The 25,750-nt window shown below is 71.5% G+C and carries 28 protein-coding genes and 1 pseudogene; 16 read left to right on the forward strand and 13 right to left on the reverse strand.

All coding sequences use genetic code 11. The features are described 5' to 3' along the window. Window positions 1–3 precede the first annotated feature (3 nt). Together ABT084_RS05425 and ABT084_RS05430 are read right to left on the reverse strand one after the other, a co-directional pair. Window positions 4–1,098 (reverse strand): hypothetical protein, encoded by a 1,095-nt coding sequence (locus ABT084_RS05425; protein ID WP_351038352.1) that lies wholly within the window; start codon window positions 1,096–1,098, stop codon window positions 4–6. 68 nt (window positions 1,099–1,166) lie between these two features. Continuing rightward, entirely contained in the window at window positions 1,167–2,273 is a 1,107-nt protein-coding gene (locus tag ABT084_RS05430) for a hypothetical protein (RefSeq protein WP_351038353.1), read from the reverse strand. Between the two features lie 94 nt (window positions 2,274–2,367). Here ABT084_RS05430 and ABT084_RS05435 point away from each other — a divergent pair, with 94 nt between their 5' ends. After that, window positions 2,368–3,525, forward strand: coding sequence for a cystathionine gamma-synthase (locus ABT084_RS05435; RefSeq protein ID WP_351038354.1), 1,158 nt, complete (start codon window positions 2,368–2,370; stop codon window positions 3,523–3,525). A 33-nt stretch (window positions 3,526–3,558) separates the two neighbouring features. Here ABT084_RS05435 and ABT084_RS05440 read toward each other — a convergent pair whose 3' ends face one another. From ABT084_RS05440 to ABT084_RS05450, 3 genes are read right to left on the reverse strand one after another with little or no spacing between them, the layout of a single operon-like run. Then, window positions 3,559–3,810 (reverse strand): hypothetical protein, encoded by a 252-nt coding sequence (locus tag ABT084_RS05440; protein ID WP_351038355.1) that lies wholly within the window; start codon window positions 3,808–3,810, stop codon window positions 3,559–3,561. Beyond that, window positions 3,810–4,361 (reverse strand): sigma factor-like helix-turn-helix DNA-binding protein, encoded by a 552-nt coding sequence (locus ABT084_RS05445; protein ID WP_502968839.1) that lies wholly within the window; start codon window positions 4,359–4,361, stop codon window positions 3,810–3,812. Before ABT084_RS05445 ends, ABT084_RS05440 begins: the two co-directional genes overlap by 1 nt. 34 nt (window positions 4,362–4,395) lie before the next feature. Continuing rightward, window positions 4,396–4,917, reverse strand: a complete 522-nt coding sequence (locus ABT084_RS05450) for a MarR family winged helix-turn-helix transcriptional regulator (protein WP_351038356.1) — start codon at window positions 4,915–4,917, stop codon at window positions 4,396–4,398. A gap of 306 nt (window positions 4,918–5,223) precedes the next feature. Here ABT084_RS05450 and ilvA point away from each other — a divergent pair, with 306 nt between their 5' ends. The 3 genes from ilvA to ABT084_RS05465 all read left to right on the forward strand — a co-directional run bounded on the left by ilvA (window position 5,224) and on the right by ABT084_RS05465 (window position 8,433). Next, window positions 5,224–6,456, forward strand: coding sequence for a threonine ammonia-lyase (gene ilvA, locus ABT084_RS05455; RefSeq protein ID WP_351038357.1), 1,233 nt, complete (start codon window positions 5,224–5,226; stop codon window positions 6,454–6,456). 157 nt (window positions 6,457–6,613) lie between these two features. Continuing rightward, on the forward strand, window positions 6,614–7,579 hold the full coding sequence (locus ABT084_RS05460; protein WP_351038358.1) for an ATP-binding cassette domain-containing protein: 966 nt from the start codon (window positions 6,614–6,616) through the stop codon (window positions 7,577–7,579). A 2-nt stretch (window positions 7,580–7,581) separates the two neighbouring features. After that, window positions 7,582–8,433, forward strand: a complete 852-nt coding sequence (locus tag ABT084_RS05465) for an ABC transporter permease (protein ID WP_502968845.1) — start codon at window positions 7,582–7,584, stop codon at window positions 8,431–8,433. Window positions 8,434–8,515: 82 nt separating this feature from the next. Here the strand turns inward: ABT084_RS05465 and ABT084_RS05470 are convergent, their stop codons facing one another. Then, a complete protein-coding gene (locus ABT084_RS05470; protein ID WP_351038360.1) occupies window positions 8,516–8,695 on the reverse strand; it encodes a DUF397 domain-containing protein in 180 nt (59 codons plus the stop codon). After that, window positions 8,692–9,504 (reverse strand): helix-turn-helix domain-containing protein, encoded by an 813-nt coding sequence (locus tag ABT084_RS05475; RefSeq protein WP_351038361.1) that lies wholly within the window; start codon window positions 9,502–9,504, stop codon window positions 8,692–8,694. Before ABT084_RS05475 ends, ABT084_RS05470 begins: the two co-directional genes overlap by 4 nt. Before the next feature lie 305 nt (window positions 9,505–9,809). Between ABT084_RS05475 and ABT084_RS05480 the strand changes: the two genes are divergently transcribed. The 7 genes from ABT084_RS05480 to ABT084_RS05510 all read left to right on the forward strand — a co-directional run bounded on the left by ABT084_RS05480 (window position 9,810) and on the right by ABT084_RS05510 (window position 13,413). Next, window positions 9,810–10,061 (forward strand): hypothetical protein, encoded by a 252-nt coding sequence (locus ABT084_RS05480; RefSeq protein WP_351038362.1) that lies wholly within the window; start codon window positions 9,810–9,812, stop codon window positions 10,059–10,061. After that, the gene (locus tag ABT084_RS05485) at window positions 10,061–10,534 is read left to right on the forward strand and encodes an ATP-binding protein (protein WP_351038363.1); all 474 of its coding nucleotides are present in this window, start codon (window positions 10,061–10,063) and stop codon (window positions 10,532–10,534) included. The genes ABT084_RS05480 and ABT084_RS05485 overlap by 1 nt, the downstream gene beginning before the upstream one ends. 115 nt (window positions 10,535–10,649) lie before the next feature. Further along, window positions 10,650–10,877: a hypothetical protein gene (locus ABT084_RS05490; protein ID WP_351038364.1), complete on the forward strand. Its 228-nt coding sequence runs from the start codon at window positions 10,650–10,652 to the stop codon at window positions 10,875–10,877. Further along, the gene (locus tag ABT084_RS05495; RefSeq protein ID WP_351038365.1) at window positions 10,855–11,376 is read left to right on the forward strand and encodes a DUF6879 family protein; all 522 of its coding nucleotides are present in this window, start codon (window positions 10,855–10,857) and stop codon (window positions 11,374–11,376) included. Before ABT084_RS05490 ends, ABT084_RS05495 begins: the two co-directional genes overlap by 23 nt. Before the next feature lie 13 nt (window positions 11,377–11,389). Next, window positions 11,390–12,238, forward strand: coding sequence for a helix-turn-helix domain-containing protein (locus ABT084_RS05500; RefSeq protein WP_351038366.1), 849 nt, complete (start codon window positions 11,390–11,392; stop codon window positions 12,236–12,238). Between the two features lie 217 nt (window positions 12,239–12,455). After that, window positions 12,456–12,887: a glycine-rich domain-containing protein gene (locus tag ABT084_RS05505; RefSeq protein ID WP_351038586.1), complete on the forward strand. Its 432-nt coding sequence runs from the start codon at window positions 12,456–12,458 to the stop codon at window positions 12,885–12,887. Window positions 12,888–12,981: 94 nt separating this feature from the next. Then, window positions 12,982–13,413 carry a hypothetical protein gene (locus ABT084_RS05510; protein WP_351038367.1) on the forward strand — a complete coding sequence of 144 codons (432 nt, stop codon included), beginning with the start codon at window positions 12,982–12,984 and terminating at the stop codon, window positions 13,411–13,413. A 39-nt stretch (window positions 13,414–13,452) separates the two neighbouring features. Here ABT084_RS05510 and ABT084_RS05515 read toward each other — a convergent pair whose 3' ends face one another. From ABT084_RS05515 to ABT084_RS05530, 4 genes are all read right to left on the reverse strand, one after another. Further along, window positions 13,453–14,442: an NAD-dependent epimerase/dehydratase family protein gene (locus ABT084_RS05515; RefSeq protein WP_351038368.1), complete on the reverse strand. Its 990-nt coding sequence runs from the start codon at window positions 14,440–14,442 to the stop codon at window positions 13,453–13,455. Window positions 14,443–14,581: 139 nt separating this feature from the next. Further along, the gene (gene greA / locus ABT084_RS05520) at window positions 14,582–15,079 is read right to left on the reverse strand and encodes a transcription elongation factor GreA (protein WP_351038369.1); all 498 of its coding nucleotides are present in this window, start codon (window positions 15,077–15,079) and stop codon (window positions 14,582–14,584) included. Window positions 15,080–15,293: 214 nt separating this feature from the next. Beyond that, window positions 15,294–15,710: a DUF4307 domain-containing protein gene (locus ABT084_RS05525; RefSeq protein ID WP_351038370.1), complete on the reverse strand. Its 417-nt coding sequence runs from the start codon at window positions 15,708–15,710 to the stop codon at window positions 15,294–15,296. Window positions 15,711–15,787: 77 nt separating this feature from the next. After that, on the reverse strand, window positions 15,788–15,991 hold the full coding sequence (locus ABT084_RS05530) for a toxin-antitoxin system HicB family antitoxin (RefSeq protein WP_351038371.1): 204 nt from the start codon (window positions 15,989–15,991) through the stop codon (window positions 15,788–15,790). A gap of 249 nt (window positions 15,992–16,240) precedes the next feature. On the opposite strand from ABT084_RS05530, the pseudogene ABT084_RS37945 reads away from it, so the two are divergent. The 3 genes and pseudogenes from ABT084_RS37945 to ABT084_RS05540 all read left to right on the forward strand — a co-directional run. Beyond that, window positions 16,241–16,408: pseudogene (locus tag ABT084_RS37945) on the forward strand (RNA-guided endonuclease TnpB family protein); the annotation flags it as partial. 83 nt (window positions 16,409–16,491) lie between these two features. Further along, a complete protein-coding gene (mca, locus tag ABT084_RS05535) occupies window positions 16,492–17,373 on the forward strand; it encodes a mycothiol conjugate amidase Mca (RefSeq protein WP_351038372.1) in 882 nt (293 codons plus the stop codon). Between the two features lie 2 nt (window positions 17,374–17,375). Then, complete coding sequence (locus ABT084_RS05540; protein WP_351038373.1) at window positions 17,376–17,615, forward strand: hypothetical protein; 240 nt, start codon at window positions 17,376–17,378, stop codon at window positions 17,613–17,615. Between the two features lie 191 nt (window positions 17,616–17,806). Here the strand turns inward: ABT084_RS05540 and ABT084_RS05545 are convergent, their stop codons facing one another. Next, a complete protein-coding gene (locus tag ABT084_RS05545; protein ID WP_351038374.1) occupies window positions 17,807–20,983 on the reverse strand; it encodes a tetratricopeptide repeat protein in 3,177 nt (1,058 codons plus the stop codon). Between the two features lie 346 nt (window positions 20,984–21,329). Here ABT084_RS05545 and ABT084_RS05550 point away from each other — a divergent pair, with 346 nt between their 5' ends. Continuing rightward, window positions 21,330–22,631, forward strand: a complete 1,302-nt coding sequence (locus ABT084_RS05550; protein ID WP_351038375.1) for a recombinase family protein — start codon at window positions 21,330–21,332, stop codon at window positions 22,629–22,631. 48 nt (window positions 22,632–22,679) lie between these two features. Next, a complete protein-coding gene (locus tag ABT084_RS05555; protein ID WP_351038376.1) occupies window positions 22,680–24,839 on the forward strand; it encodes a thioredoxin domain-containing protein in 2,160 nt (719 codons plus the stop codon). 22 nt (window positions 24,840–24,861) lie between these two features. Here the strand turns inward: ABT084_RS05555 and trhA are convergent, their stop codons facing one another. Next, window positions 24,862–25,575 carry a PAQR family membrane homeostasis protein TrhA gene (gene trhA, locus ABT084_RS05560; RefSeq protein ID WP_351038377.1) on the reverse strand — a complete coding sequence of 238 codons (714 nt, stop codon included), beginning with the start codon at window positions 25,573–25,575 and terminating at the stop codon, window positions 24,862–24,864. Window positions 25,576–25,750: the final 175 nt, after the last annotated feature.

Below are 25,750 nucleotides of genomic sequence, written 5' to 3' on the forward strand. Positions count from 1 at the left end.
CCGTCAGGCCAGCGACCCGTGCGCCGCGCGCCCGCGCGCGTGGTCGAAGGCGGCGACGGCGTCCGCGCCGTCCTTGTTCCAGGGGCTGGCGCCGCAGTAGGGGCCGATGCGGCGGAACTGCTCCAGCGCCTCCCGGTGCAGGCCCGCGGCCAGCAGGTGGTGGGCGAGGCGGTGGCGCAGGCGCGGCAGGTCCTCGTGGGTCTCCGGGACGGTGTCCAGGCGCCGGGCCACGTCCTCCAGCCGGGCCTTGACGTGCTTGTCGGCCCGGTTCCCGCGCTGCCCGCCGCGCTTCTCGACCTCGTCGAGGGCGTGCAGGTACAACCCCGCCAGCGGGCTGCCCACCGGGGCGCTCGCGACGGCGCGCACGGCGAAGTCGAACATCAGCTTGTCGGAGCCGAACCACTTGGCGCACCAGTACTGGAGGGCCTGCCAGTGCGCGGGCCCGTGGTGCGGGGCGCGCAGCTGGAGGTTGCGCCACAGCTCGGCGAACTGGCTGTGGGAGTACTGCATTCCGCGCGCCGCGGTGAGCATCACGACCCAGGGGCCCGGATCGTGCGGGGCGTGGGTCGCGGCCTGCTGCGCGGCGGCCATGGAGGCGGGAAGCAGCTCCTTGAACTGCCGCATCCGTTCGGCCGGGACCTTGTTGGCGTACTCGCTGCCGCGGATCTCCCAGGCGCGGTGGAGGAGCATCTGGGCGTACACGGTGCCCGCGTCGCTGTTCCCGGGCTGGGCCGCGCGCCAGTCGTTGAGCCAGCGGTCGTCGCTCCCGGCGATCCGGAGCAGCAGTTCGAGCCGCGACCACCGCTCGTCCCAGTCCTGCCCGGCGGCCTCGCAGTACGCGGCGGCCACCCGCCAGTCCCCGTCCCACGCGGCGTCGGCGACCATCTGGGCCTCGGCGCGCTCGGCGGGGTCGCGAGGTGGGCCGCCGCGGCTCGGGTCGAGCCGGTCGCGGGGCAGGAGGCCGAAGGCGGCCGGGTCGAACCGGGTGCGTATCCAGCGGTCGCTCCGCGGGCTCGCGGGCCTGCCCTTGGTGCGGGCCAGGTACACGACCACGCCGAGCGGGACGAGGAGCATCAGGAGTACGAGTGCGAGGTTCACGGCCGGAATCATGCGGCCTGAACTGCACTTACGGCAACCTTATAGGTGCGGGCGGGGCCCGCTGCGGGTCAGCGCGGCAGCGTCGCGGGCGAGCCGCCCGTCGCCTCGTAGCCCGCCACGGCCAGCGCCCGGTACACCGCGTAGTGCGCCGCCGGGTCCGCGCTGTGCGACCAGGGCAGCGCGCCGACGTACCCGTCGACGTGGCGCAGCTGCTCCATCGCCTCGGCCCACCGCTCGCCGTTGACCAGGAACAGGATCAGCAGGTGCCGTACGTGCGCGAGCATCGGGTCGTCCGCGCGCGCCGAGTGCACGGCGTACAGCGCGCCCTCGACGGCCCGGGTGACCACCGCGCTCTGGTAGAAGCTCTGCACCGTCGTGAATTCGGGCAGGTGCTCGTACACCGCGAACAGCGGCAGCGCGGCGAGCAGCGAGCCCCGCGGGGCGCGGGCGGCCGCGGCGTGCGTGAAGGCGTCGGCCTTCTCGCGGGAGCCGTGCCACTTCTCGCACCAGTAGTGCAGCGCCGCCAGGTGCGCGCCCATGTGCTCCGGCGCGCGGTCGATGATCTTCGCCCAGAGGGCGTCGAACTCGGCCTCGGAATAGCCGAGTCCGCGGGCGACGGCCAGCTCGGTGATGTACGGGACCGGGTCGCCGGGGGCGAGCAGCGCCGCGTGGCCGCACGCTGTACGGGCCTCCTCCAGGATGATCCGGTGGTCGGTCGAGCCCACGCCCCCCGACTGCCGCCACGCCTGCTGGACCAGCAGCTCCGCGTGTACCTGGGCGCCGCCCGCGTCCTTCGGGGCCTCCAGCCGCCACGCCTTCAGCCACGGCGCGCCGACCCCCGGGCGCTGCGCCAGGTCCAGGGCGGCCGCCCCGGCGAAGGCCTGCACGCGCTGCCAGCGCACCTCGCCGTCACGCGGGGTGCCCGCGAGCAGCATGGACGCCGCCTGCCACTGACCGCTGCGCTCGACGGAGCCGAGGGCGTCCATCAGGTCCCGGTCCGGGCCGGGGATCCGGATGTCGAGCTGCTCCTGCCGGGCGAAGCCGTAGGTCTCGGGGTCGGCGGCGTCGGGGCTGCCGGGCGCGACGAGGCGCACACCCATGCGCTTGCGCCGGACGTACGGCCCGACGACGGCGACGAGCATGGCCACCGCGATCAGGAACCACAAAATCTCCATGTACCCAAGCGAACCAGACGCACGCCCCCGGACGCGAATGCGGGGTGGGCCCTCCACCAGCCGGTTCACCCGGGACAGCCCTTAGGCTCTGCTCATGAGCGACGACAGCCACGAGCACCAGAGCTTCGAGACCCGTGCCATCCACGCGGGCAACAAGGCGGACCCGCTGACCGGCGCGGTCGTGCCCCCGATCTACCAGGTCTCCACGTACAAGCAGGACGGCGTCGGCGGCCTGCGCGGCGGCTACGAGTACAGCCGCAGCGCGAACCCGACCCGCACCGCCCTGGAGGAGAACCTGGCGGCGCTGGAAGGCGGCAGCCGCGGACTGGCCTTCGCCTCCGGCCTGGCCGCCGAGGACTGCCTGCTGCGCACGCTGCTCTCCCCGGGCGACCACGTGGTCATCCCGAACGACGCGTACGGCGGCACCTTCCGGCTCTTCGCGAAGGTCGTCTCCCGCTGGGGCGTGGACTGGTCGGTGGCCGACACCTCCGACGCGGCGGCGGTCCAGGCGGCCATCACTCCGAAGACCAAGGTCATCTGGGTCGAGACCCCCTCCAACCCGCTGCTCGGCATCACGGACATCGCGATGATCGCCGGCATCGCGCGCACGGCGGGCGCCAAGCTCGTCGTGGACAACACCTTCGCCTCGCCCTACCTCCAGCAGCCGCTGGCGCTCGGCGCGGACGTGGTCCTGCACTCCCTCACCAAGTACATGGGCGGGCACTCGGACGTCGTCGGCGGTGCGCTGATCACGGCCGACGCGGCGCTCGGCGAGGAACTGGCCTACCACCAGAACGCGATGGGAGCCGTCGCCGGCCCCTTCGACTCCTGGATCGTGCTGCGCGGCATCAAGACCCTGGCCGTCCGCATGGACCGGCACTCGGAGAACGCCACGCGCGTCGCCGACATGCTGACCCGCCACGCGAAGGTCTCGCGGGTCCTGTACCCGGGCCTGCCGGAGCACCCGGGCCACGAGATCGCCGCGAAGCAGATGAAGTCCTTCGGCGGCATGATCTCCTTCCAGGTCGTCGGCGGCGAGGAGGCGGCGGTCGAGGTCTGCAACCGCGCCAAGCTCTTCACCCTGGGCGAGTCCCTGGGCGGCGTCGAGTCCCTGATCGAGCACCCGGGCCGGATGACCCACGCCTCGGTGGTGGGCTCGGCCCTGGAGGTTCCGGGCGACCTGGTCCGTCTGTCGGTGGGCATCGAGTCCGCCGACGACCTGATCGCGGACCTCACGCAGGCGCTCGGCTGAGTCCTGCAGCGAGCCGGTCGGCGGGCGTGGCCCCTACCAGCCCCGCAGGGGCGGGGCCACGTCCGTCGGCGGGATCTCCCACGGGTGGGTGAGCGACGCCCAGACCGCGAAGGCGACCGCGGCCGCGAAGGCCAGGGTCCAGGCGAGCCTGCGCAGCACCCGGCGCCGCCGCAGCAGCCGCGCGCCGCGGGCGGCGGCGACGGCCGCGAGGTCCACCGGCACCACCGGGTGCGGGCCCTCCAGCAGGCGCCGGACCTCGGCCTCCTTGCGGTCGGGGGAGCCCATCACGCCGCCCGGCCGGACGCGGGCGCTCCCGGTGCGCGGGCCGCGTCGGCGCCGGCCGCGCCGGAAGCCCCGGCCTTCCCCTCGGCCCGCAGTGCGGTCATCGCCCGGTGGCACACCGCCCGTACCCGGTCCGCGGGCAGCCCCAGCAGTGCGGCCGCCTGTTCCTCGGCCACCCCCTCGTACACCCGCAGCACGATGACGAGACGTTCCTGCGGAGTCAGCCGGGCGAGGACGCCCCCGCCCGGCCGGGGCCGCCCGTGATGGCGCCAGGCGGAGCGGGCGAAGGCCGCGCACAGCTCGGCGCGGGTGGCGGCGTACGGGTCGTCACCGCGCAGCCGCCGCCAGTCCGCGAACGTACGCGCCAGCGCACCGGACAGCAGCCGTCGCGCGGTCGGCGCCGCGTCCCCGGGCTCCGCCGTCAGCAGGACGGCGACATGCAGCAGCCGGCCCGCCGCGCCCGCGACGAAGGCCTCGAACTCCGGGTACGACCGCGTGCGGGAACCGGGGAGTCCGGCGAACTCCCCGCCTCCGTACGCCGATTGGTGGTCCACAACGCACATAGTGCGGGCAGTCGGACCACCCCGGTCAAGAGGTCGGACCGCCCTCCGCGACCGCGGCCATGAGTTCCGACAGGGAGAGGTTGAAGCGGGTGAGCAGCGTGGTGAAGGCCTCGCGCTCCTGCGGCGACCACCCCTCCGTCACCCGGGACATCAGCTCGCGCCGCGAGGAGCGGACCTCCTCCAGCCGCGCCAGCCCGCGCGCGGACAGCGCGAGGACCACCGCGCGCCCGTCCTCGGGGTGCGAGGTGCGCTTGACCAGGCCGGTGTCGACCAGGGGCGCGACTTGCCGGGTCACGGTCGAGGAGTCGATGCCCATGCCGCCCGCGAGCGCCTTGACGCCCATCGGCCCTTCCAGGTCGAGGCGGTTCAGCAGCAGGTACGCGGCGCGGTCCATCGAGTTGCGGGCCTGGCCGACCCCGCCGAGGCGGGTCTGCTCCGCCCGCCGGGCGAAGACCGCGACCTGGTGCTGGAGCGCGTCGAGGAGACCCGCCTCGACGGGCGCGTCCGGCGCCGCCGGGAGGTCGGAATTGGCCGGAGTGGAAGGCATGGCCGTGGGCTCTCTTCGCATGGGGGCCGACAAGGATGGGGGACAGAGTACGCGGCTGCGCTGCGGCTCGTACGCCTCGTGCGAGAACTGATACGGCGGGCCCGGGGCGGGGATCCACCCTTCTGCCGACGGGTCTCGGATGGCGAGATTTCGCCCCTCGGGCACGGGTCCCGGCCGAGGGCCCGGCAGACGCCCGGGCGGCGTCCGGGGTGACGCCCGGGGCGGCGTCCGGGGCGGCATCCGGGGTGACGCCCGCTCCCTGGACGGCCCGCGCCGCGTTCCGGCGCAGCTGCGAGACTTGGCGCCATGAACTACCGCGTGCCGGAGCCCGTCCCCCAGGTCATCCTCGACGACGTCCGGGGGGCCCAGAAGATGCTGTCCGGCGTCTCGCGGGTGACCGCCATGGAGGGCAGCCGGTACCTCACCTCGCTCGTCGGCGCCCCGGTCCACTTCAAGTGCGAGAACCTCCAGCGCACCGGCTCCTTCAAGCTGCGCGGCGCCTACGTACGGATCTCCGGCCTGCGCCCCGAACAGCGCGCCGCCGGAGTCGTCGCGGCCAGCGCCGGGAACCACGCGCAGGGCGTCGCCCTCGCCTCCTCCCTGCTCGGGGTCCGCTCCACGGTGTTCATGCCGGTCGGAGCCCCGCTGCCCAAGGTCGCCGCGACCCGTGACTACGGCGCCGAGGTGCGCATGCACGGCCAGGTCGTCGACGAGACCCTGGCGGCCGCCCAGGACTACGCCGACCGCACCGGCGCGGTGTTCATCCACCCCTTCGACCACCGCGACATCATCGCGGGCCAGGGCACGGTGGGCCTGGAGATCCTGGAGCAGTGCCCCGAGGTCCGCACGATCGTCGTCGGCATCGGCGGCGGCGGCCTGGCCGCGGGCATCGCGGTCGCGGTCAAGGCGCTGCGGCCGGACGTCCGGATCATCGGCGTCCAGGCGGCGGGCGCGGCCGCCTATCCGCCCTCGCTCAAGGTCGGCCACCCGGTCTCCATCGACGACCCCACCACGATGGCCGACGGCATCAAGGTGGGGCGCCCCGGCGACGTCCCCTTCAAAATCATCGGCGAGCTGCTCGACGATGTGCGTACGGTGTCGGAGGACGCGCTCTCCAGCGCCCTGCTGCTCTGCATGGAGCGGGCCAAGCTCGTCGTGGAACCGGCGGGCTGCAGCCCGGTCGCCGCCCTGATGAGCGAGCCCGACCGCTACGGCGACGGCCCGGTGGTCGCCGTACTCTCCGGCGGCAACGTGGACCCGCTGCTGCTCCAGCGGATCCTGCGGCACGGCATGGCCGCGGCGGGCCGCTACCTGTCGCTGCGGCTGCGCGTGACGGACCGGCCGGGCGCGCTGGCCGGGCTGCTGGGGGTGCTGTCAGTGGTGGATGCGAACGTACTGGACGTGAGTCACGTACGGACCGACCCGCGGCTCGGGCTGACCGAGGTGGAGGTGGAGCTGCACCTGGAGACGAAGGGTCCGGAGCACTGCGCGGAGGTCGCGCGGTCGCTGCACAGCGCGGGGTACAAGGTGATGGGTTAGACGGGGTCGGCCCCAGATAGAAAAACTCCTGCGCATCGCGATATGACGCGATAGCGTGTGCCCGGGTTCCGCGGGATCCCCCGTTCGGCCGGGCATGGCCTGCCTGGCAACCATAAGATTTGCGTAGGAAACATCCTGTATTGCTAGGAGAATCCAAATGCCAGGCGCCATCTACGCCGAAGGTCTGGTCAAGACCTTCGGCGACGTACGGGCTCTGGACGGGGTGGACCTCGATGTCCCCGAAGGCACCGTCCTGGGTCTGCTCGGCCCCAACGGGGCGGGCAAGACCACCACCGTGCGCGTCCTGACCACCCTCCTCCAGCCGGACAGCGGCAAAGCCGTCGTCGCCGGCATCGACGTCCTCAAACACCCCAACGAAGTGCGCCGCGCGATCGGCCTGTCCGGCCAGTTCGCCGCCGTCGACGAATACCTGACCGGCCGCGAGAACCTCCAGATGGTCGGCCAGCTCTACCAGATGAGGGCCAAGGCGGCGAAGGCGCGCGCGGACGAGCTGCTGGAGCGCTTCAACCTCGGCGACGCCGCGGACCGCACCGCCAAGACCTACTCCGGCGGCATGCGCCGCCGCCTCGACCTCGCGGCCGCCCTGGTCGTCAGCCCGCCCGTGATGTTCATGGACGAGCCGACCACCGGCCTCGACCCCCGCAACCGCCAGCAGCTATGGGGGATCATCCAGGAACTCGTGGCGGGCGGCACTACCCTGCTGCTCACCACCCAGTACCTCGAAGAGGCCGACCACCTCGCCCACGACATCTGCGTCGTCGACCACGGCCGGGTCATCGCCCGCGGTACGTCCGACGAGCTCAAGGCACGCACCGGCGGCGAGCGGGTCGAGGTGGTCGTGCACGAACGCGAGCACATCACCACCGCCCGCGAGGTCCTCGCCGCCTTCGGCAAGGGCGAGACGACCGTCGAGGAACACACCCGCAAGCTCACCGTCCCCGTGACGGGCGGCGCCAAGCTGCTCGCGGAGGTCATCCGCGAACTGGACGGCCGGGGCATCGAGATCGACGACATCGGGCTGCGCCGCCCGACCCTCGACGACGTGTTCATCTCCCTGACCGGCCACGCGGCCGAGCTGGCGGACGAGGAGGAGGCCAAGTGAGCATCACCGCCCGCACCCCGGAGCTGACCGCTCCGCGCCCCCGCGGCGGCATCGTCCAGTCGGTCAACGACTCGCTGGTGATCGCCAAGCGGAACCTCATCCGGATGTCCCGCATCCCGGAGATGATCATCTTCGGTGTGATCCAGCCGGTCATGTTCGTCGTGCTGTTCAGCTACGTCTTCGGCGGCTCCATCAGCGTCGGCGGCAACACCTCGCCCGCCGCCTACCGCGAGTTCCTGATGGCGGGCATCTTCGCCCAGACCGTCACCTTCGCCACCGCCGGCGCGGGCGCGGGCATCGCGGACGACATGCACAAGGGCCTGATCGACCGCTTCCGCTCGCTGCCCATGGCGCGCGGCGCGGTCCTGACCGGGCGGACCCTGGCCGACCTGGTCCAGACGGCGCTCACCATCGTGGTCCTGGCCGTCGTGGCGCTGATCGTCGGCTGGCGCACCCACGAGAACCTGGGCAAGGTGCTGGCGGGCTTCGCCCTGCTGTTCCTGCTCGGTTACGCCTTCTCCTGGATCGGGGCGCTGATCGGCCTCTCGGTGCGCACCCCGGAGGCCGCCACCTCGGGCGGGCTGATCTGGCTCTTCCCGCTGACCTTCATCTCGAACGCGTTCGTCCCCTCGGACAACATGCCGTCCTTCCTGCGGCACATCGCCGAGTGGAACCCCTTCAGCGCGACCGTCCAGGCCGCCCGGGAGCTCTTCGGCAACCTTCCGCCCGGGTACGAGGCCCCGGGCGCCTGGCCGATGCAGCACCCGGTCCTGGCGTCCGTGCTGTGGTCCGTCGTGATCATCGTGGTCTTCCGGACCCTGGCGGTCCGCAAGTACCGCTCGGCGACCGCGTAGCGCGCCCGCCGGTACGTACGCCGGAGCCCCCGCCGGAAGGTGTCCGGCGGGGGCTCTGGCGCGTCGCAAGCCGAGAAGAGGGTCAGGCCTGCTTGATGTGGTCCACGAAGGCTTCCCACCGGCTCTCGGTGATCTCAAGGACCGGGCTCTGCGAGAGCTTCGAGTCCCGCACCATCCTGGTGGTGGGACGGTTGGCAACTTCAACGCAGTTGTCGTTCTGGCCGCTGTACGTGCTCTTGCGCCAAACGGGCTGAGTGATCATGTGTACGTCCCCAGTGCTTCCCGGATCAACTGTTCTGACTGGCTGGGCGATAGGGCCTCAGCGTGGAGCTGATCATAGATCCGCTGAAACCGCTCTGCGTCGTCAGCGTCCTGCATGTACCTGCCGACGTCGAAGCCCTCGGTGTACGCGGAGACCTCACCTGTACGTGAGGTGAGCACGCTGATGGAGCCGCCAACGGTGGGGCAGTCGGGTGGGAGGATCTGCACGTGGATGTTCGGCATCTGGATGACTTTGAGCAGATGCTCCATCTGATCGCGCATGATCCGCCGTGAGCCGATCACCTTGGTCAGGGCGCCCCTGTCGAGCACTACCCACAACCAGGGAGCGTCCGGCCCTTCCAATGCCTCTTGTCGCTCATATCTGCGCTCGGCGGCAGCCTCAATTTCATCGCCCGGCCCGGCAGGGTCGCCCAGCCGCATCAGCGCTGCGGCGTAGGCCTTCGTCTGGAGCAGGCCGGGGATGAGAAGCGAGAACTCCTTTATCGTCTTGGCCTTGGCCTGCTTTGCCAAGAACGGCTGCGCGTAGTCCTTGAAGCTCGCGTTCCGCAGCAGGGGATACAGCTCCATCAGGGAGTCGCCAGCGTCCAGGACCAGCGTAAGCCGCTCCACCAAGGCTTTGTTCGGCGGATCGTTGGCCGTCTGAATCTTGATCAGACGAGTTTCTGAGATGAAGAGCTTGGCAGCCAACTGCGCGGGGCTGAGACCCCGAAGGTCTTGCAGGTCTCTGACCTTGGCACCCAGCAAACCGGACGGCGTTGTCCGGTCCAGCTCCTTACGTGGTCGTGCCACGTCGGCACTCCTGTTTCTGCGGGATTTCGATACGCACCTTGATCTACCTGTTCAGCGTAGCGAGTTGAGGGCCACGCTGGAGTCAGGAAACGGAAGCCGCACGACGGCGGCCAGGAGGCGGATCAGCTCATGACGGGTGACCATATCCCCACGTCCACCGCACACGTCACACGCCTTGCGGACCTGCGCGACGCGATAGACCGCCGCTGCTTTCACCGCCTGTTGCCGGAGGAAGCGCTTCAGGAGTTTCCGCCCGTCACCCGGGACATTTTGGTCCGCGTGGAAGACGGTTTGAGGAGGGCCCTGTGAGCCTCCCTTACCGCCCCTACGTACCGGTGTCCGGTGAGGCGGTCGTGGACCTCGCCACGGGAGGCGTGCTCCGGGTGCTGGTGGACATCAACGGCACCGCTTGGGTGCGGCCACTCACGGGCGGCACCGTGACAGCGGCAAGGCCCACGCAGCTTCGCCGGGCAAGCCTGAGTGAAGTCAGCCGGGAATGGCGCGCCGGAGGGGCCAACGAAAAAGCGGCGGAATCCGGATCGGCAGGGGATACCTGATGAGCGCACCCGCGGTACCCGCGGTACCCGTATGCGCTCAGCGGTTCAGTCCCACCCCGCGGGGCGCCGGACTCGCCCGACGCCTGACGCTCCTTCAGCTAGAGGACTGGGGTGTGGCGCGGGAAACGGGAACGTCCGATGCGGTGGCCGCAATCGTGGCCGAGCTGGTTGCCAACGCCGTTACCCACGGCAAGGTTCCCGGGCGGGACTTCGAGCTGCGGCTGATCCTCACCAGCGGCAGCATCCGCATCGAGGTAGCCGACGCCGGCAGGGGCGGCACTCCCCGGGTGGCAGGTCCTGCGGACGACGCGGAAAGCGGGCGCGGCCTGCTCCTGGTCGAGGCCTTCTCTTCCTCCTGGGGAGTGACGGACCAGGGTTCCGGAAAGATCGTATGGGCCGTGAGGGATCTGACGACCGCGGAAGCGGAAATCGCGAGAGGACTCGCGGCCGCACCGCTCAGCAAGGGCCCGTAGCAAAGCAGCCACCCTTGAAAGTGGCCTTGCAAGTTCGCGAAAGTCCGATGCGTCGTCGGGTGGTTGCGGCGCAAGCTTCACGCAGAGATCGTCCGTACGGAGCGAGGAGGAGCTCATGGCCCTGCGGATGCTTGGCAAGGACCCCGAGAGCCGGGACGGCGGATCGCCCACGATCTACCTGGACGAGGACAGGGACACCTACCTGGTGCAAGGGTTCAAGGTGACCGACGACGAGCGGCGTGCGCTCATGAGCATCCCCGGGCACGAGGATGTGATCGAAATGCCCCGCCGGATGGTGCAGTTCTTCTTGGAGGTGAAAGGTGACGAAGGTACCGACGTTTGAGGAGTTGCTGTCCTCGGCGCAGCACTCGGCCGTCCACCTGGAGATGCGGGACGGGTACATGCCGGACCCCGGCCTCGACGCGTGGAAGGCCGGTGAGCGCAACCGCCGCGAGGACAACGACGAGAACGAGTGGCCGTGGCTCCGCTGGGTCAGGGAAGCCACCGGGCGTGGCGTACGGATCCGACGCGCCCGCGTCTTCTCCGTCCCAGAGTCGGACTACCTGAGGTTCGAGCACCACATCTCCGACGCCAACGTCAGGGCTGGAGAAGAGATCAAGTGGCTGCCTCGCAGGCGGGCCACGGACATCGCCTTCCCCGGCAATGACTTCTGGGTATTCGATGGCAGCCTCGCGCTGATCCTGCACTTCACCGGGGATGGCGAGTGGGCCGACGACCCGATCGAAATTTGTACCGATCCTGCGGTCATCAAGCTTTGCTCGTCGGCTTTCGAGGCCGTGTGGGAGCGGGCCGTCCCGCACTCAGAATACCGGCCCACCTGACCCCGCACCCCTAGTGAAGACCTCACCTTCGTCCGCCGTAGAGGAGGCCCGCGCTGCCCTGGGCCGGCGGCTCCGAGACATGCGCAAGCCGACCGGCCTCTCGGCGCGGGCCCTCGCGGCCCGCGCCGGTTGGCACGAGTCCAAGGCTTCCCGCATCGAGAACGGCAAGACCATGCCGTCGGACGCAGATCTGATCGCATACGTGACGCTGTGCGGTGCGCCCGGGGCACTTGAGGATCTGCGGGCCACCGCGCACGGCATCGACCAGATGTACGTCGAATGGAAGACCATCCAGAAGGCCGGCCTCACGGCCGGACAGGAAGCACACGTCCCGCTCTACGCCCGAACACAGCGCTTCCGAATCTACGAAGCCAGCGTCGTCCCCGGCCTGCTCCAGACCGAGGGCTACGCCACCACGATGATGTCCCGCATCATCGCCTTCCGGCGGATCCCGGACGATGTGGAATCCGCGGTGAAGGTCAGGATGCGCCGCCAGCGTTACATGAGGGACGGCCACCGGCACTTCTCGTTCATCCTCGAAGAGGCGGCGTTGAGGGCCCGCTTCGGGGGACCGGAAGTGATGGCTGCCCAGCTCGGACACCTGCTCCAGGTCGCGGTCATGCCCAACGTCAGTCTCGGCGTGGTGCCGATGACGGCGGAACGGACCATGTGGCCCGTCGAAGGGTTCTGGATCTTCGATGACCTTCAGGTGATCACCGAGCTGGCTACGGCTCAGATCACGGTCAAACAGCCCAGCGAGATCGACATCTACGCGCACATGTTTTCCGAGCTGGCAAGACTCGCCTGTGTCGGACAGGCGGCCCGCAGTCTGATCGTGGATGCCGTCGCCGCACTCAGGTGAAAATCTGCAAGCACGCGCAAGTTCATTGAGGCCGACTTCTCCCGGGGCCGATGCTCTCTCAGCGGGGGCCGCAGCACGGATTCGCGAGCGCCGCGCAACCTGGCACACCCACAGGCTCCTACCGCACCGCTCACCGGTGCGTCCGCGGCGGAGAGCGGTTCCCGCCCCCGTCGGCTGCCTGACCCTCATCAACCCGAGTGGAGACACCGTGACGACGATGCTGGACGCCCCTGTCGCCCTGAGGCACGGGCGGGACCTCGTGAGTCCCGCGCTGTTCGAACGCCTCGCCGCGTTCTGCGCTGACGAGTACGGCCTCGAACGTGTCGTGGCCGACGGCGTGATGGATCAGGCCATCGCGTTCGTGTACATCATCGGCAGCCAGAAGGCCCACGACCTGGCGCCGAGCGAACGCGTGGACCCCGGATGGCACACGTTCATGCTCCACACGCAGGACTACGCCAACTGGTGCCAGGAGCAGTTCGGGTTCTTCGTGCACCACGCCCCGAACTCCAAGATCCGCACCCGGCCCCTGATGGTCTCCACGACGGGCCGGATCAAGGCGGCCGGTTTCGACGTGGACGAGAGGCTGTGGGGTGCCGCAGCCGACTGCAACCAGCCCGCGTGCTGCGCGGACGGCCCGTGCTGTTGATCACGGACTGACCGGCTGGTCCCCCTCACCTGCGCGAAGCGGTCCGGACGCCTGCAATGCGTCCGGACCGCCTCATTTCCCAAGGGTTCCATCAATGACAACGGATATCGAGGGCTTGACGGGGCGAGGCAGGGTCACCGTGTTCGCTCTCTTCGGGACCGTGTTCGGCTACACCTCACACCACTTGGACGAACGCCGCATCGGTGAGGTGGCCATCGTCGGTCCCCTCTCTCCCGGAGCGGACTGGTTCCGGCTCTGGCAGATGGCAGCCGAGATGTGCAAGGACGGAACGCCACGGGTGGGGCTGGCGCAATGGATCTTGACGCAAGCGACCCGCGCGTTCGTCGTCGGTAGCGACCGCATCGCTCAGTTCGAGGCTCAGAGCTGGAAGCTGGAGTCCGGTGGGCGGAGGGTCGGCTTCGGCGTCACCTATGCCAACCACGACGAGCTGTGGACGGGCAACATGACCGTCGAAGGACTCACCCCTGAGCAGGTCGCTGAACGGCCTTCGATCTATCGGACCTGAGTCGCCAATTCGTACGTGGCGCCCCCGGCCAACCCTCGGTTACGGAGCCAGCGCCTCCAGGAGGGTGCGCTCGCGCTCCGCGCTCAGGCCCGCCCGGCGCGGGCGGGCCAGGCCCGCCTCCCGTTCCCAGCGCAGGGTGTCCCTCAGCAGCTCGGCCCGGGGGCGGTGGCGCAGGCCGACCGCGGCCGCCGCCGCTCCGCTGCGCGCGCCGAAGCCGGCCCAGTCCCGGCCGGGCATCCACATGGCCAGGGATTCCGGCCCCATGAACCGCTCCACGCCCTGTGCGAGCAGCCAGTCCGGGTCGGCCTCCACGACCGGGCCGGTGTGCCCGCCCACCTTCCGGGACAGGGCGACCCACTCGGCGAACGGCACGATCGGGCCGACCGCGTCGTATGTGCCGGTCGTCCCGTTCTCCGCGCCGTCCAGCAACCACGCCGCGAGGTCCCGGACGTCGATCGCCTGCGTCAGCAGGTCCGGGGAGTCCGGGACCAGCAGGGGCGCCAGCGGGTCGCGGGCCGCGCGGGCCACCCAGTAACCGGTGCGGCCGCTCCCGTCGCCGGGGCCGCCGATCAGCCCGGCCCGCGCGATCAGCAGCCGGTCCCCCACCGCGGCGGCGGAGGCCTCCTCGCAGGCCACCTTCGCCTCCCCGTACACCTCGCGGCCGGCCTCGGCCTGGTGGGCCGCCGGAAGCAGCGCGGTCGACTCGTCCGCGCCCGGCCGCGCGTGCTCCGCGTACGCGCTGACCGACGACACGTACGACCAGTGGCGGGCGCGGCCGCCGAGGGCCGCCAGCGCGCCACGCACGAAGCCGGGCTGCCAGGACACTTCCACCACGGCGTCCCAGTCACGGCCCGCCAGGGCCTCGTACGCCGTCGGATCGCGCCGGTCGGCGGCCACCAGGCGTGCGCCCTCGGCCACCGTGCCGCTCTCCCCGCGGGCCAGGCAGGTCACCCGGTGCCCCCGCCCCTGCGCCTGCCGCGAGATCTCGCGGCCCACCCATGCCGTCCCGCCCAGTACCAGGATCTCCATCGGCCCACTCGACCACGGTCGGCGGGCCCGGGTCACGCCCCTTCGCCCAGAGCGGAGCGCCCCGTCGAGCGGGTACGCCGGAGCCCCCGCCGGAACGTGTCCGGCGGGGGCTCCGCTGTGCGTGTGTACGACTCCGGGATCAGCCGTTGAACGGCGTCACGGCCAGGATCTTGACCTGGGCCTTCTTGCCGTTCGGCAGCTCGTACTCGGCGTTCTCGCCGATCGCCTTGCCCATCACGCCGGACCCCAGCGGGGACTGCGGCGAGTAGGTCTCGAAGTCCGAGGAGGCGTATTCGCGGGAGGCCAGCAGGAACTCCAGCGTGTCGTCCTCGTCACCGTCGAAGGCGATCGTCACCAGGGTGCCGGGCGCGACCACGCCGTCGGACGCGGGCGCGGTGCCGACCTTGGCCTTCTCCAGGAGCTGCGTCAGCTGGCGGACGCGCAGCTCCATCTTGCCCTGCTCCTCCTTGGCCGCGTGGTACCCGCCGTTCTCGCGCAGATCGCCCTCCTCGCGGGCGGCTGCGATCTTGACCGCGATCTCCGTGCGGGCGGGACCAGAGAGGTAGTCCAGCTCGGCCTTCAGCTGGTCGTACGCCGCCTGGGTCAGCCAGGTGACGCTCTCGCTCGTCTGGGTCACAGGTGCTCCTCGTCGGTACAGGGGGACTAGGGGGTCATCAGGGTCGCCGACAATGGGCGAAACCACGAGCCTAACAATTCGGGAAGAAAAGGGGGAGGACACCCAGCGTGTGAAGTGTGTCCGGGCCCGTCAGCACGGCGTTCCGCCGCCGTGATGATCACCCGTACGGCGTCCCGCACCGCCCCGCACCGCCCCGCACCGCCCCGCGCGGGTCCTAGCGGGCGGCGGCCTCCGCCGGCTGGCAGCCGACCAGCTCGATCATCGCGGCGCGGCCGGTGGTCTTCAGCGACAGCATCTCGTCGATCCGGTCCGAGGCCTGGGCGAACGTGTAGTCCGCACGGCCGACCTCGCCGTGGTTCTTGTCCTGCGAGCTGAGCGTGCACACCCCGGTGACCGAGGCGTCCTTGCGGACCTCCAGGTGCACCTTCACCTCGGTGTCGGAGACCACCTGGAACTTGATGATCTCCCCGCTGACGGTCTGGCCGCCGACGTAGTCCCAGCCGATCCAGCCGACCACGCCCACCAGCACCGCCCCGAGCACCGCGCCCAGGATCTTGAGCTTCCGGTCGGTCCGCTCGTCCGCCGACCGGCCGTAACGGCCCTCGGGCAGTCCCTCGCGCACCGTGCTCATGATCGTTCCTCTCCAGAGGGGCCGGAACCTCACGGTCCGCGATTCGTTCGCCTGACCACTGGAGGATCCCACGCCCTTCAGGCGGGAGTGGAATCGGGGTTCCCGCGCGCCGCTCGCGCGGGGCGGCCCGAATCCGCCTCCGTGCCCCCAGGGCCGATGGCGCCCTCCAGCAGGTAGACGAGATCGGCGTTGAGCGACCGCCGCTCGCGTTCCGCGTGAGCGGCTAGGCGGGCGTGCAGGTCTGCGGGGAGCCGGAGAGTGACGCGCACTTCGGAATTCATGCCTGAATGGTGGCATGCAAGTGCTATTTTGACACCATGGCGACACCATCTGAGGAGGGCGCCGGGTACGCCCGGTACACCTATCGGCTGCGCGTGTCGTCCACCGCATCGGCGGCGTCGCTGTCGGAATGGGATCGGTGCCGCTGGGTCTGGAATCAGTGCGTCGAGCAGTCCAGGACGGCACACAGGTCTGGGGAGGCTTGCGGGCCGGGCGGGCTGGACAGACGGCTGACTGGCCGGCGTGCTGGGCAGCGCGCACTACCGTTGTCGGAACGCACGTATACCTGCGATGCGTGCGGAGCGGTCTCTCCGAGGGACCGGAACTCCGCGCGCGTGATGCTCGTCCGGGCTGGTCTCGCCCCGGCTGGCGCTGATCGCACAAGACCCGGGGGACCGCCGGTCCGTCGGGCAGCGTGAGCCAGGAATACCCCTCGCAGGAAGTGTGCTGAGGGGGAGGAGTCAATATAGAAGGCCACGCCCGACCCAAAGAGGATCCTGTCTTGACCGAGCAGCTTCGACTGATGGCCGTCCACGCCCACCCCGACGACGAGTCGAGCAAGGGCGCGGCCACCATGGCCAAGTACGTGTCCGAGGGGGTGCCCGTACTGGTCGTCACCTGCACCGGCGGCGAGCGCGGCTCGGTCCTGAACCCCAAGCTCCAGGGCGACAAGTACATCGAGGAGAACATCCACGAGGTGCGCGCCAAGGAGATGGACGAGGCCCGCGAGATCCTCGGCGTCGAGCAGGAATGGCTCGGTTACGTGGACTCCGGCCTGCCCGAGGGCGATCCGCTGCCGCCGCTGCCCGAAGGCTGCTTCGCGCTCGCGGACGTCGACGAGGCCGCCGGTGAGCTGGTGAAGCAGATCCGCGCCTTCCGGCCGCAGGTCATCACCACGTACGACGAGAACGGCGGCTACCCGCACCCCGACCACATCATGACCCACCAGATCTCCATGGTGGCCTTCGAGGGCGCGGCCGACACCGAGAAGTACCCCGAGGACGAGTTCGGCCCGGCGTACCAGCCGCTCAAGCTCTACTACAACCAGGGCTTCAACAAGCCGCGCACCATCGCCCTGCACGAGGCGCTCCTCGCGCGCGGCATGGAATCGCCCTACGGCGAGTGGCTGGAGCGCTGGAAGGAGTTCGAGCGCAAGGAGCGGACCCTGACCACGCACGTACCGTGCGGGGAGTTCTTCGAGATCCGCGACAAGGCGCTCATCGCGCACGCCACGCAGATCGACCCGGACGGCGGCTGGTTCCGCGTGCCCATGGACCTCCAGAAGGAGGTCTGGCCCACGGAGGAGTACGAGCTGGCGAAGTCGCTCGTCGACACTTCCCTCCCCGAGTCCGACCTCTTCGCGGGCATCCGGGAGAATGCGTAGCTATGAGCGCTACGCAGGCAGCACTGACCCAGCTCCTTCCGCTGGCGGGTGACACCTTCGACAAGAACAAGGTGACCCCCGGTCTCCTCGGCTTCATCGTGTTCGCGGCCCTCGCCGTGGGCGTGTGGTTCCTGATGAAGTCGATGAACCGCCACATGGGACGGGTCACCTTCGAGGAGGCACCCGACCCGGCGGCGGCCGGGACCCCCGCCGCGACGACCGAGGCACCCCGGGCCTCCTAGAGGCACCCCGGGCCTCCCCGAGGCCCCGGCGCACCCGCCGCCCGGCCCCCGCGAGGGGCGGGACGGCGGGTTCCGCGCGCCCTGAGCGCGCGATCGCGTAGGCGTCCATGCCCGGGCCTGCGCCCCCGGCCCCGCCCCCGCCCCCGCCTGCGCCCCCGGCCCCCGCCGCCGCCTGCGCCCCCGGCCCCCGCCTACGCCGACGGGGCCGGTACCGGGACGCCCATGATCTCCCGCGAGTGCCGGTCCGGGACCATCGACAGGCGCCACGCCTGCCAGCCCTCCGCCGGGTCCACCCCGCGCGCCAGGATCACCCCGTACGGCTCCAGGCAGTCCTCCAGCTTCCCGTCCCGCGCCGGGTGCGGCTCGGCCACCAGGGCCGCCAGCTCCGCCCGGGCCGCCGCGAGGCCCTCGGGGCCCGGGGTCGCGTACGCCAGCATCGTGCAGCGCAGGAAGCGCGCCCAGTCCCCGCCGCGCAGGTCCCCGTACGAGGCGAACAGCCGCCCCGCCTCCTCGCACAGCCCGACCGCCTGGGCGAGGCGCCCGTTGCCCGCGTCCACCACCGCCAGCTCCAGGCAGGTCCAGCCCTCCCCGTGGGCCAGCCCGATCCGCCGGAAGTCCGCCCGCGCGTCCACCAGCAGCTGCCGCGCGAACCCCGAATTGCGCAGGTTGCCGGTCTGGACCGCGCGCTGGTCCCGGGTCACCCGCCCCGAATGGTGGCGCGCGCACGCCAGCCCGTACACGTCCCGCATCCGCGAGAACATCGTCCGCGCCCGCTCCAGCTCCCGCACCGCCGGGTCCCGCTCGCCGCTCTCCTCCAGCGCCTGCCCCAGGTAGTACAGCGTCCACGCCTCGCCCCGCGCGTCCTCCGCCTCCCGGTGCCGCGCCAGCGCCTCCCGCAGCTGCTCGACCGCCGCAACCGGATCGCCGTCCACCACCCGGGCCCGCCCGAGCTGCGTCAGCGCCCACGCCTTGCCGCGGCCGTCGTGGGTGCGCCCGTACAGCTCCAGCGCCAGCCGCAGCTCCGCCTCCGCGCGCGGTACGTCGTCCATCCGCAGGCACACCTGGCCGAGCTGGAAGTGCGCCCACGCCTCGCCGTGCACGCTCTCGTTCTCCCGGTGCAGCACCAGCGAGCGCTCCAGCAGCGCCAGCGCCTCCGCCAGGTGCGCCAGGTCCCGCTCCACCGCCGCCAGCGCGTGCAGCGCCCACGCCCGGTCGCCCGCCAGCTCCGGCGGCTCCTGCAGCGCGATGGCCTCCCGGATCCGCGCCGCCGCCTCCGGCAGGTTCCCCTGGTGGTGCAGGGTGATCCCCAGCGAGACCAGCGCCATCGCCGCGCCCGCCTCCTGGTGCGCCTCCATGTACTGGTCCACCACCGACGTCAGCGTCGTACGCGCCTTGTCCAGCTCGCCGAGCTGGCGCGCCGCGATGCCCGTGCGCCACTGCACCGAACGCACCAACTTGCCCTGATCCACCGTCTGCGCCAGCTCGTTGATCTCGCCGAGGCGGTACAGGTCCCCCCGCAGCAGACAGAAGTCGCACAGCGCCCCCAGCAGGTCCAGCACCGCCTGCTGGTCCACGCCCTCCGACTGCCGCAGCGCGGAGGTGATGAAGCTCGACTCCTCCTCCAGCCAGCGCAGCGCCGCGTCCAGGGAGGCGAAGCCGTGGCCGCCGAAGTGGTTCGCCCGCGTCGACATCTTCCCGTCGACCATCCGGATCACCGAGTCCGCGAGCTGCGCGTAGTTGCGGATCAGCCGCTCGTGCGCCGCCGTCGCCGACGCCCGCTCCTCGTCCGCCGCCAGCCGCGCCGCCGCGAACGCGCGCACCGCGTCGTGCATCCGGTACCGCTCCCCGCGCACGTGGTCGACCAGGCCCGCCTTCGCCAGCTCCCGCAGCAGCCGCACCCCCTCCGGCTGGTCGGCCCCGATCAGCGCCGCGGCCGCGGCCGCCCCCAGCGAGGCCCGCCCGGCCAGCGCGAGCCGCCGCAGCAGCCGCCGCCGGTCCTCCGGCAGCCGTACGTACGCCAGCTCCAACGCCCGCTCCAGCAGGCCCCCTTCACCCGCGCGCACGCCGCCCAGCGGGGCCAGTACGCGCAGCGCCAGCGGCAGCCCCGCGCCCAGCGCCAGCAGCCCCGCCGTCACCTCGTCCGCGTACGGACCGACGCCCGCCGCCTCCGCGCCCGCCCGCACCACCTCCGCGGACTCCGCCGCCCCGAGCCGCTCCACCGCCAGGTGGTGCACCCACGCCGGGGTGTCCGCGGGCAGCTCCAGCGCCTCCCGCGCCGTCACCAGCACCAGGCTGTCCGAACGCTCCGGCACCAGCGTGCGCACCTGCGCCGCGTCCGCCGCGTCGTCCAGCACCACCGTCACCGGCATCCCCTGGAGGTGCTGGTGGTACAACTCCGCCAGTCTGCGCACCTGTTGGTCCGCCGAGGACCGCTCCCGGAAGAGCAGCTGCTCGCGCGGCGCGCCCAGCCGGTTCAGCAGGTGCAGCAACGCCTCCCGGGTCGGCAGCGGCGCCTCGCCGCTGCCGCCGCTCCCGCTCAGCGCCACCACGCAGGCGCCCCGGAACTGGTCCCGCAGCTGGTGCGCCGCCCGCACCGCGAGCGCCGTGCGCCCCACGCCCGGCTCGCCGTGCAGGACGACCACCACCGGGCGGGTCTGCGTGTTCGCCCGGGCCGCCCGCACCCACTGCGCGATCTGCCCGATCTCCGCCTGCCGCCCCGCGAACGGCCCGGCGGGCTCCGGCAGTTGCCCGAACGACTGCTCCAGCATCCGGCGTTGCCGTGCCTCGGCGCTGCGGTCCGACCCGCGCTGCTGCGGCGGCCTGGCCGGACGTTGGGTCCGCGCCGCCACCGTCACCTGTCGCTGCTGCTCCAGGAACGGCCGGATGCCGCGCACCTCCAGCGCGGACAGCCACTGCAGCCGGAGCTGCTCGGGGCCGCCGGGCTGACCCAGCGCCCCGGCCCGGCGGCTCGCCGCCGGCAGGTGGGTGCCGGTCACCTTCGCGACCGTCGCGAGGCCGCCCGCCACCAGCGCGGCGGCCCCCGCGGCCGCCGCGGTCACCGGAGCCGCGTCGAGCGCGAGATCCGTCCCGAAGGCGGCCGCCGCCGCCACCGCGGCGGCCAGCATCGCCGTCGACGTGCTCTGCCGCCGGAACGCCTCACGCAGCGAGTACTCCCCGGCCGCGGCCTCGTCGAGGGCCCGTACGTACGCCCCGTACTCGTCGGCGGCACTGGCGGCCAGCGCGTCGAGGGCCTCCCGCCCCCGCGCGAGCAGCGCGGCCTTGTCACCGGCCGCCCCGGACCGCAACAGCTCCTCGTCGACGGCCCGCACCAGCAGACGCTCGGCCTCACCACGATGACTGACCCGCATGCGCATCCTCCTCGAAGAGCCCGCCGCGAAGCCCCAAGTGTCCTGCGCGACGGCCCGGAGCGCGAGTGAATCTGAGCGAGATCAGAGGTAACGGGTGAGTGGGGAGACCGAATTGACGAATCATCGCCTCCGCTGATGACCGACAATCACCCCCCGTGGAACGACGCGTGAGAAAGGCGGCCTCGCGCGTGGCGTGGCTGACGGACCCGGCCCCGCTGCTCCTGGAATGACGCGGCCCGCGTAACCGACCGCCTGCTCGTGCGTTGAGCCGAGCATCGCAAGAGCAGTCGATCGGGAGAAAGACGTGGACTCCATACCTCACACCGCCGAAGGCGGTCTCGTGCCGGTGGCCTCGTACGCCCGCACGTCCCAGGACTCACGCGAGCGCGATGCGCGGGGCGTGCGCCACCAGCACCGGATCAACGAACGCACGGCCCGGGAGCACGGCTGCGTCGTCGTGGCGACGTACACGGACAACGCGTGCAGCGCCACCAAGGACGACCGGGACCGGCCTGCCTTCGAGCAACTGCTCGCAGACCTCCACCGCGGACACGCCTTCACCGCCGGACCGCTGGCGGGCGTGGTTGCCGTCGCGGACGACCGTCTCTACCGGAGATCAGAGGACTTCATCCGCTACATGGCCGCGCTGACTTCCGCGCCGGGCCGGGTGTACGTCGACCGGGACGGCTTGCGCGATCCGTACAGCAAGGCCGGGCTCCTGCGGGGCGCGGAATCCCTTCGGGAGGCGGTGGTGGAAGGGCGGATGCGCAGCCGCAGGGTCCAGGACTGGCATTGGTCACGAGCCATGGACGGGCTCCCGCACAGTGGCCCCAGACCGTTCGGCTGGCAGGAGGACCGGCAGACGCTGCATGCGGTGGAGTCCGGGCTCGTACGCAAGGCGATCGAGGATCGCATCGCGGGAAAACCCATCGGCGAGGTGGCGCGGGAGTGGTGTGAGCTGGGTATCACCGGAACACGTGGGGGGCGGCCGAACCCTCAGACGGTCGCCCAGGTCATCACGGCTCCGAGGGTGTGCGGCTTCCGCGCCAATCGGGGCGAGTTGCTGATGGATCCTGAAACGGGTGAGCCGTTGGTGGGGGCATGGCAGGCCATCGTCACTCCGGAGGAGTGGACGGCGGCCTGCGCGACGTTCTCGGCGGGCAGTCTGTACATGCATCGGGGCCCCCTCAGTCCGCGACTGACCGGCCGGAAAGCCGGGCCGAAGTACCTCGCCAGCGGATTTCTGCGCTGTGGCGCCGAGGTTGCGGGTGGCGGCACATGTGATCAGCCCATGGGTGGCTGCAAGAGCACGCGCAGCCGTAAGAGCCCGTACAACTACATCTGCAACGGGGCGGCCGGCCGCGGTTGCGGGAGGTGCGCCATCAGCGGCCCCTTGGTGGAGGACGCCATCGCTCGGTCGCTCTTTCCCGCGCACGGACGAGGGAAGGTCCGGCTCCCGGAGCCGATCAGACTGCGCTGGCATTCCGGCGAGATGAGGTTCGACGAGAAGAGGAGGGTGATCGCCTCGGTCTTCACGAGTCTTGTGATCCGGCCAGGGAGGAAGGGCTGCCCGGCCTGGGACTACTCGCGGGTCGTTCCGGTCTGGAAATGGGCCGACCGCATCCGGGGCGCTGAACCAGACGCCTGATGGCCCCGTCACGTGGCGGCGCGAGGCCGGTGCGGCAGGATGGGCGCCATGTCGAACCGCCTCGCGAACGAGACCTCGCCCTACCTCCTCCAGCACGCCGACAATCCGGTCGACTGGTGGCCCTGGTCGCCGGAGGCCTTTGCCGAGGCGCGGGAGCGGGGCGTGCCCGTTCTGCTAAGCGTTGGCTATAGCTCTTGTCACTGGTGCCATGTTTTCAGCTCTGAAAGCTTCGAAGATGAACTAACCGCCGCCTACATGAACGAGCACTTCGTCAACATCAAGGTCGACCGCGAAGAGCGGCCCGACATCGACGCCGTCTACATGGAGGCCGTCCAGGCCGCCACCGGCCAGGGCGGCTGGCCCATGACGGTGTTCCTGACCGCCGACGCAGAGCCCTTCTACTTCGGGACCTACTTCCCGCCCGAGCCCCGCCACGGGATGCCGTCCTTCATGCAGGTGCTCGAAGGCGTGCGCGGCGCCTGGGTGGGGCGGCCCGAGGAAGTGGCCGAGGTCGCGCAGCGGGTGGTGCGCGACCTGGCCGGGCGGGAGCTGGACTACGGCAAGGCCGGGCTGCCCGGGGCCGAGGTGTCCGCCGGGGCGCTGCTCGGGCTGACCCGGGAGTACGACGAGGCGCGCGGCGGGTTCGGCGGGGCGCCGAAGTTCCCGCCGTCCATGGTCATCGAGTTCCTGCTGCGCCACCACGCGCGCACCGGGGCCGAGGGCGCGCTCCAGATGGCCGAGCAGACCTGCGAGGCGATGGCGCGGGGCGGGATCTACGACCAGCTCGGCGGCGGCTTCGCCCGCTACTCCGTGGACCGGGAGTGGGTGGTCCCGCACTTCGAGAAGATGCTCTACGACAACGCGCTGCTGTGCCGGGCGTACGCGCACCTGTGGCGGGCCACCGGCTCCGCGCTGGCCCGGCGGGTCGCGCTGGAGACCGCCGACTTCATGGTCCGGGAGCTGCGGACCCGCGAGGGCGGCTACGCCTCGGCGCTGGACGCGGACAGCGAGGACCCGGCGACCGGGAAGCACGTGGAGGGCGCGTACTACGCCTGGACGCCGGAGCAGCTGACGGAGGTACTGGGCCAGGCGGACGGGGAGTTCGCGGCCGTGCTCTTCGGGGTGACCCCGGAGGGCACCTTCGAGCACGGCACCTCGGTGCTGCAACTGCCGGCGGGCGCCGTCGAGGGAGCCGACGGCGAGGCGGACACCGGCACCGGCACCGGCACCGGCACCGACGCCGAAACCGCCCCCGACGCGGACGCCGATACCGATACCGGCCCCGACGCCGCCGCGCTCGCCGACCGGATCGCCGGGATCAAGGCGCGGCTGCTCGCCGCGCGCGCCGAGCGGCCCGCTCCCGGGCGCGACGACAAGATCGTGGCCGCCTGGAACGGGCTGGCCATCGCCGCCCTCGCCGAGTGCGGGGCGTACTTCGACCGGCCCGACCTCGTCGAGCGGGCCACCGAGGCCGCGGACCTGCTCGTCCGGGTCCACATGGACGGCCGGGCGCGCCTGGCCCGTACCAGCAAGGACGGCAGGGCCGGGGTCAACGCCGGGGTGCTGGAGGACTACGGCGACGTCGCCGAGGGGTTCCTGGCGCTGGCCGCGGTCACGGGGGAGGGGGTCTGGCTGGAGTTCGCCGGCTTCCTCGTGGATCTGGTGCTGGACCGGTTCACCGCCGAGGACGGTTCGCTGTACGACACCGCGCACGACGCCGAGCAGTTGATCCGGCGCCCGCAGGACCCGACCGACACCGCCGCGCCCTCGGGGTGGACGGCCGCCGCCGGGGCGCTCCTGTCGTACGCCGCGCACACCGGCTCGGAGGCGCACCGCACGGCGGCGGAGCGCGCGCTCGCGGTGGTCGCGGCGCTCGGGCCGCGCGCCCCGCGCTTCATCGGGCAGGGGCTGGCGGTGGTCGAGGCCCTGCTGGACGGGCCGCGCGAGGTGGCGGTGGCCGGGGACCCCGGGGACCGGGCGACGGCCGCGCTGCACCGGGCCGCGCTGCTGGGGACGGCGCCCGGCGCGGTGGTGGCGGCCGGGCTGCCGGGGAAGGCGGACGGGAGCGTCGGGGAGTTCCCGCTGCTGGCCGGGCGGGAACTCGTACGCGGCCTGCCGACCGCGTACGTGTGCCGCCGGTTCGTCTGCGCGCTGCCGACGACGGACCCGGCGGAGCTGGCCGCCCAGTTGGGTACGGCCGCTCCCTGAGGGAGGGCGCCGGGGACGCGCCCTACGCGTGCTGGGCGGCCGCCATCGCGATGCCGACGAAGTGGGTGACGAAGGCGACCAGGGTCAGCGAGTGGAAGACCTCGTGGAAGCCGAAGTAGCGGACGGAGGGGTTGGGGCGCTTCATCCCGTAGATGACCCCTCCGACGCTGTAGAGGAGTCCGCCGACGATCACCAGTACCAGGACCGCGATGCCGCCCGAGCGCATGAAGTCGGGGAGGAAGAAGACGGCGGCCCAGCCCATGGCGATGTAGCAGGGCGTGTAGAGCCAGCGCGGGGCGCCGACCCAGAAGACCCGGAAGGCGATCCCGGCCGCGGCGGCGATCCAGACCGCCCACAGAAGGGTCCGTCCGGAGGAGGCCGGGAGGAGAAGCACCGTCAGCGGGGTATAGGTCCCCGCGATGATCAGAAAAATGTTGGCGTGGTCGAGGCGGCGCAGGATGGCCTCGCCGCGCGGCCCCCAGGTGCCCCGGTGGTAGACCGCGCTGACTCCGAAGAGCAGGCAGGCCGTGAGGACGTACACCCCACAGGCCACCCGGGCCTTGGTCGAGTCGGTGAAGGTCATGAGTGCCAGGCCCGCGACGACCACGGCGGGGAACATCCCGGTGTGCAGCCAGCCGCGCATCAGCGGCTTGGCCTCGGCTTCGGCCATGGGTGCGGCCATGGGTCCAGCCGTGGGTCCAGCCACGGCAGCGGCGTCAGAAGTCATGCCCCTCATGCTACCTACGCCTCCGTAGGTTTCGGTTGGCGCCCTTTGCCGAAGATTGACACGAGTGGTGATGCTCACGTGAGAGGCCCCCTGGACATATGCGCACATGCACCCGATGATCAGATGAGTGCGGTCGGCACCGGATGAGCGGAGCGCGAAGCATCCGGGTCGCAGCCCCCACGGG

Source organism: Streptomyces sp. NPDC002138 (assembly GCF_040296485.1).
Taxonomy (GTDB): domain Bacteria; phylum Actinomycetota; class Actinomycetes; order Streptomycetales; family Streptomycetaceae; genus Streptomyces.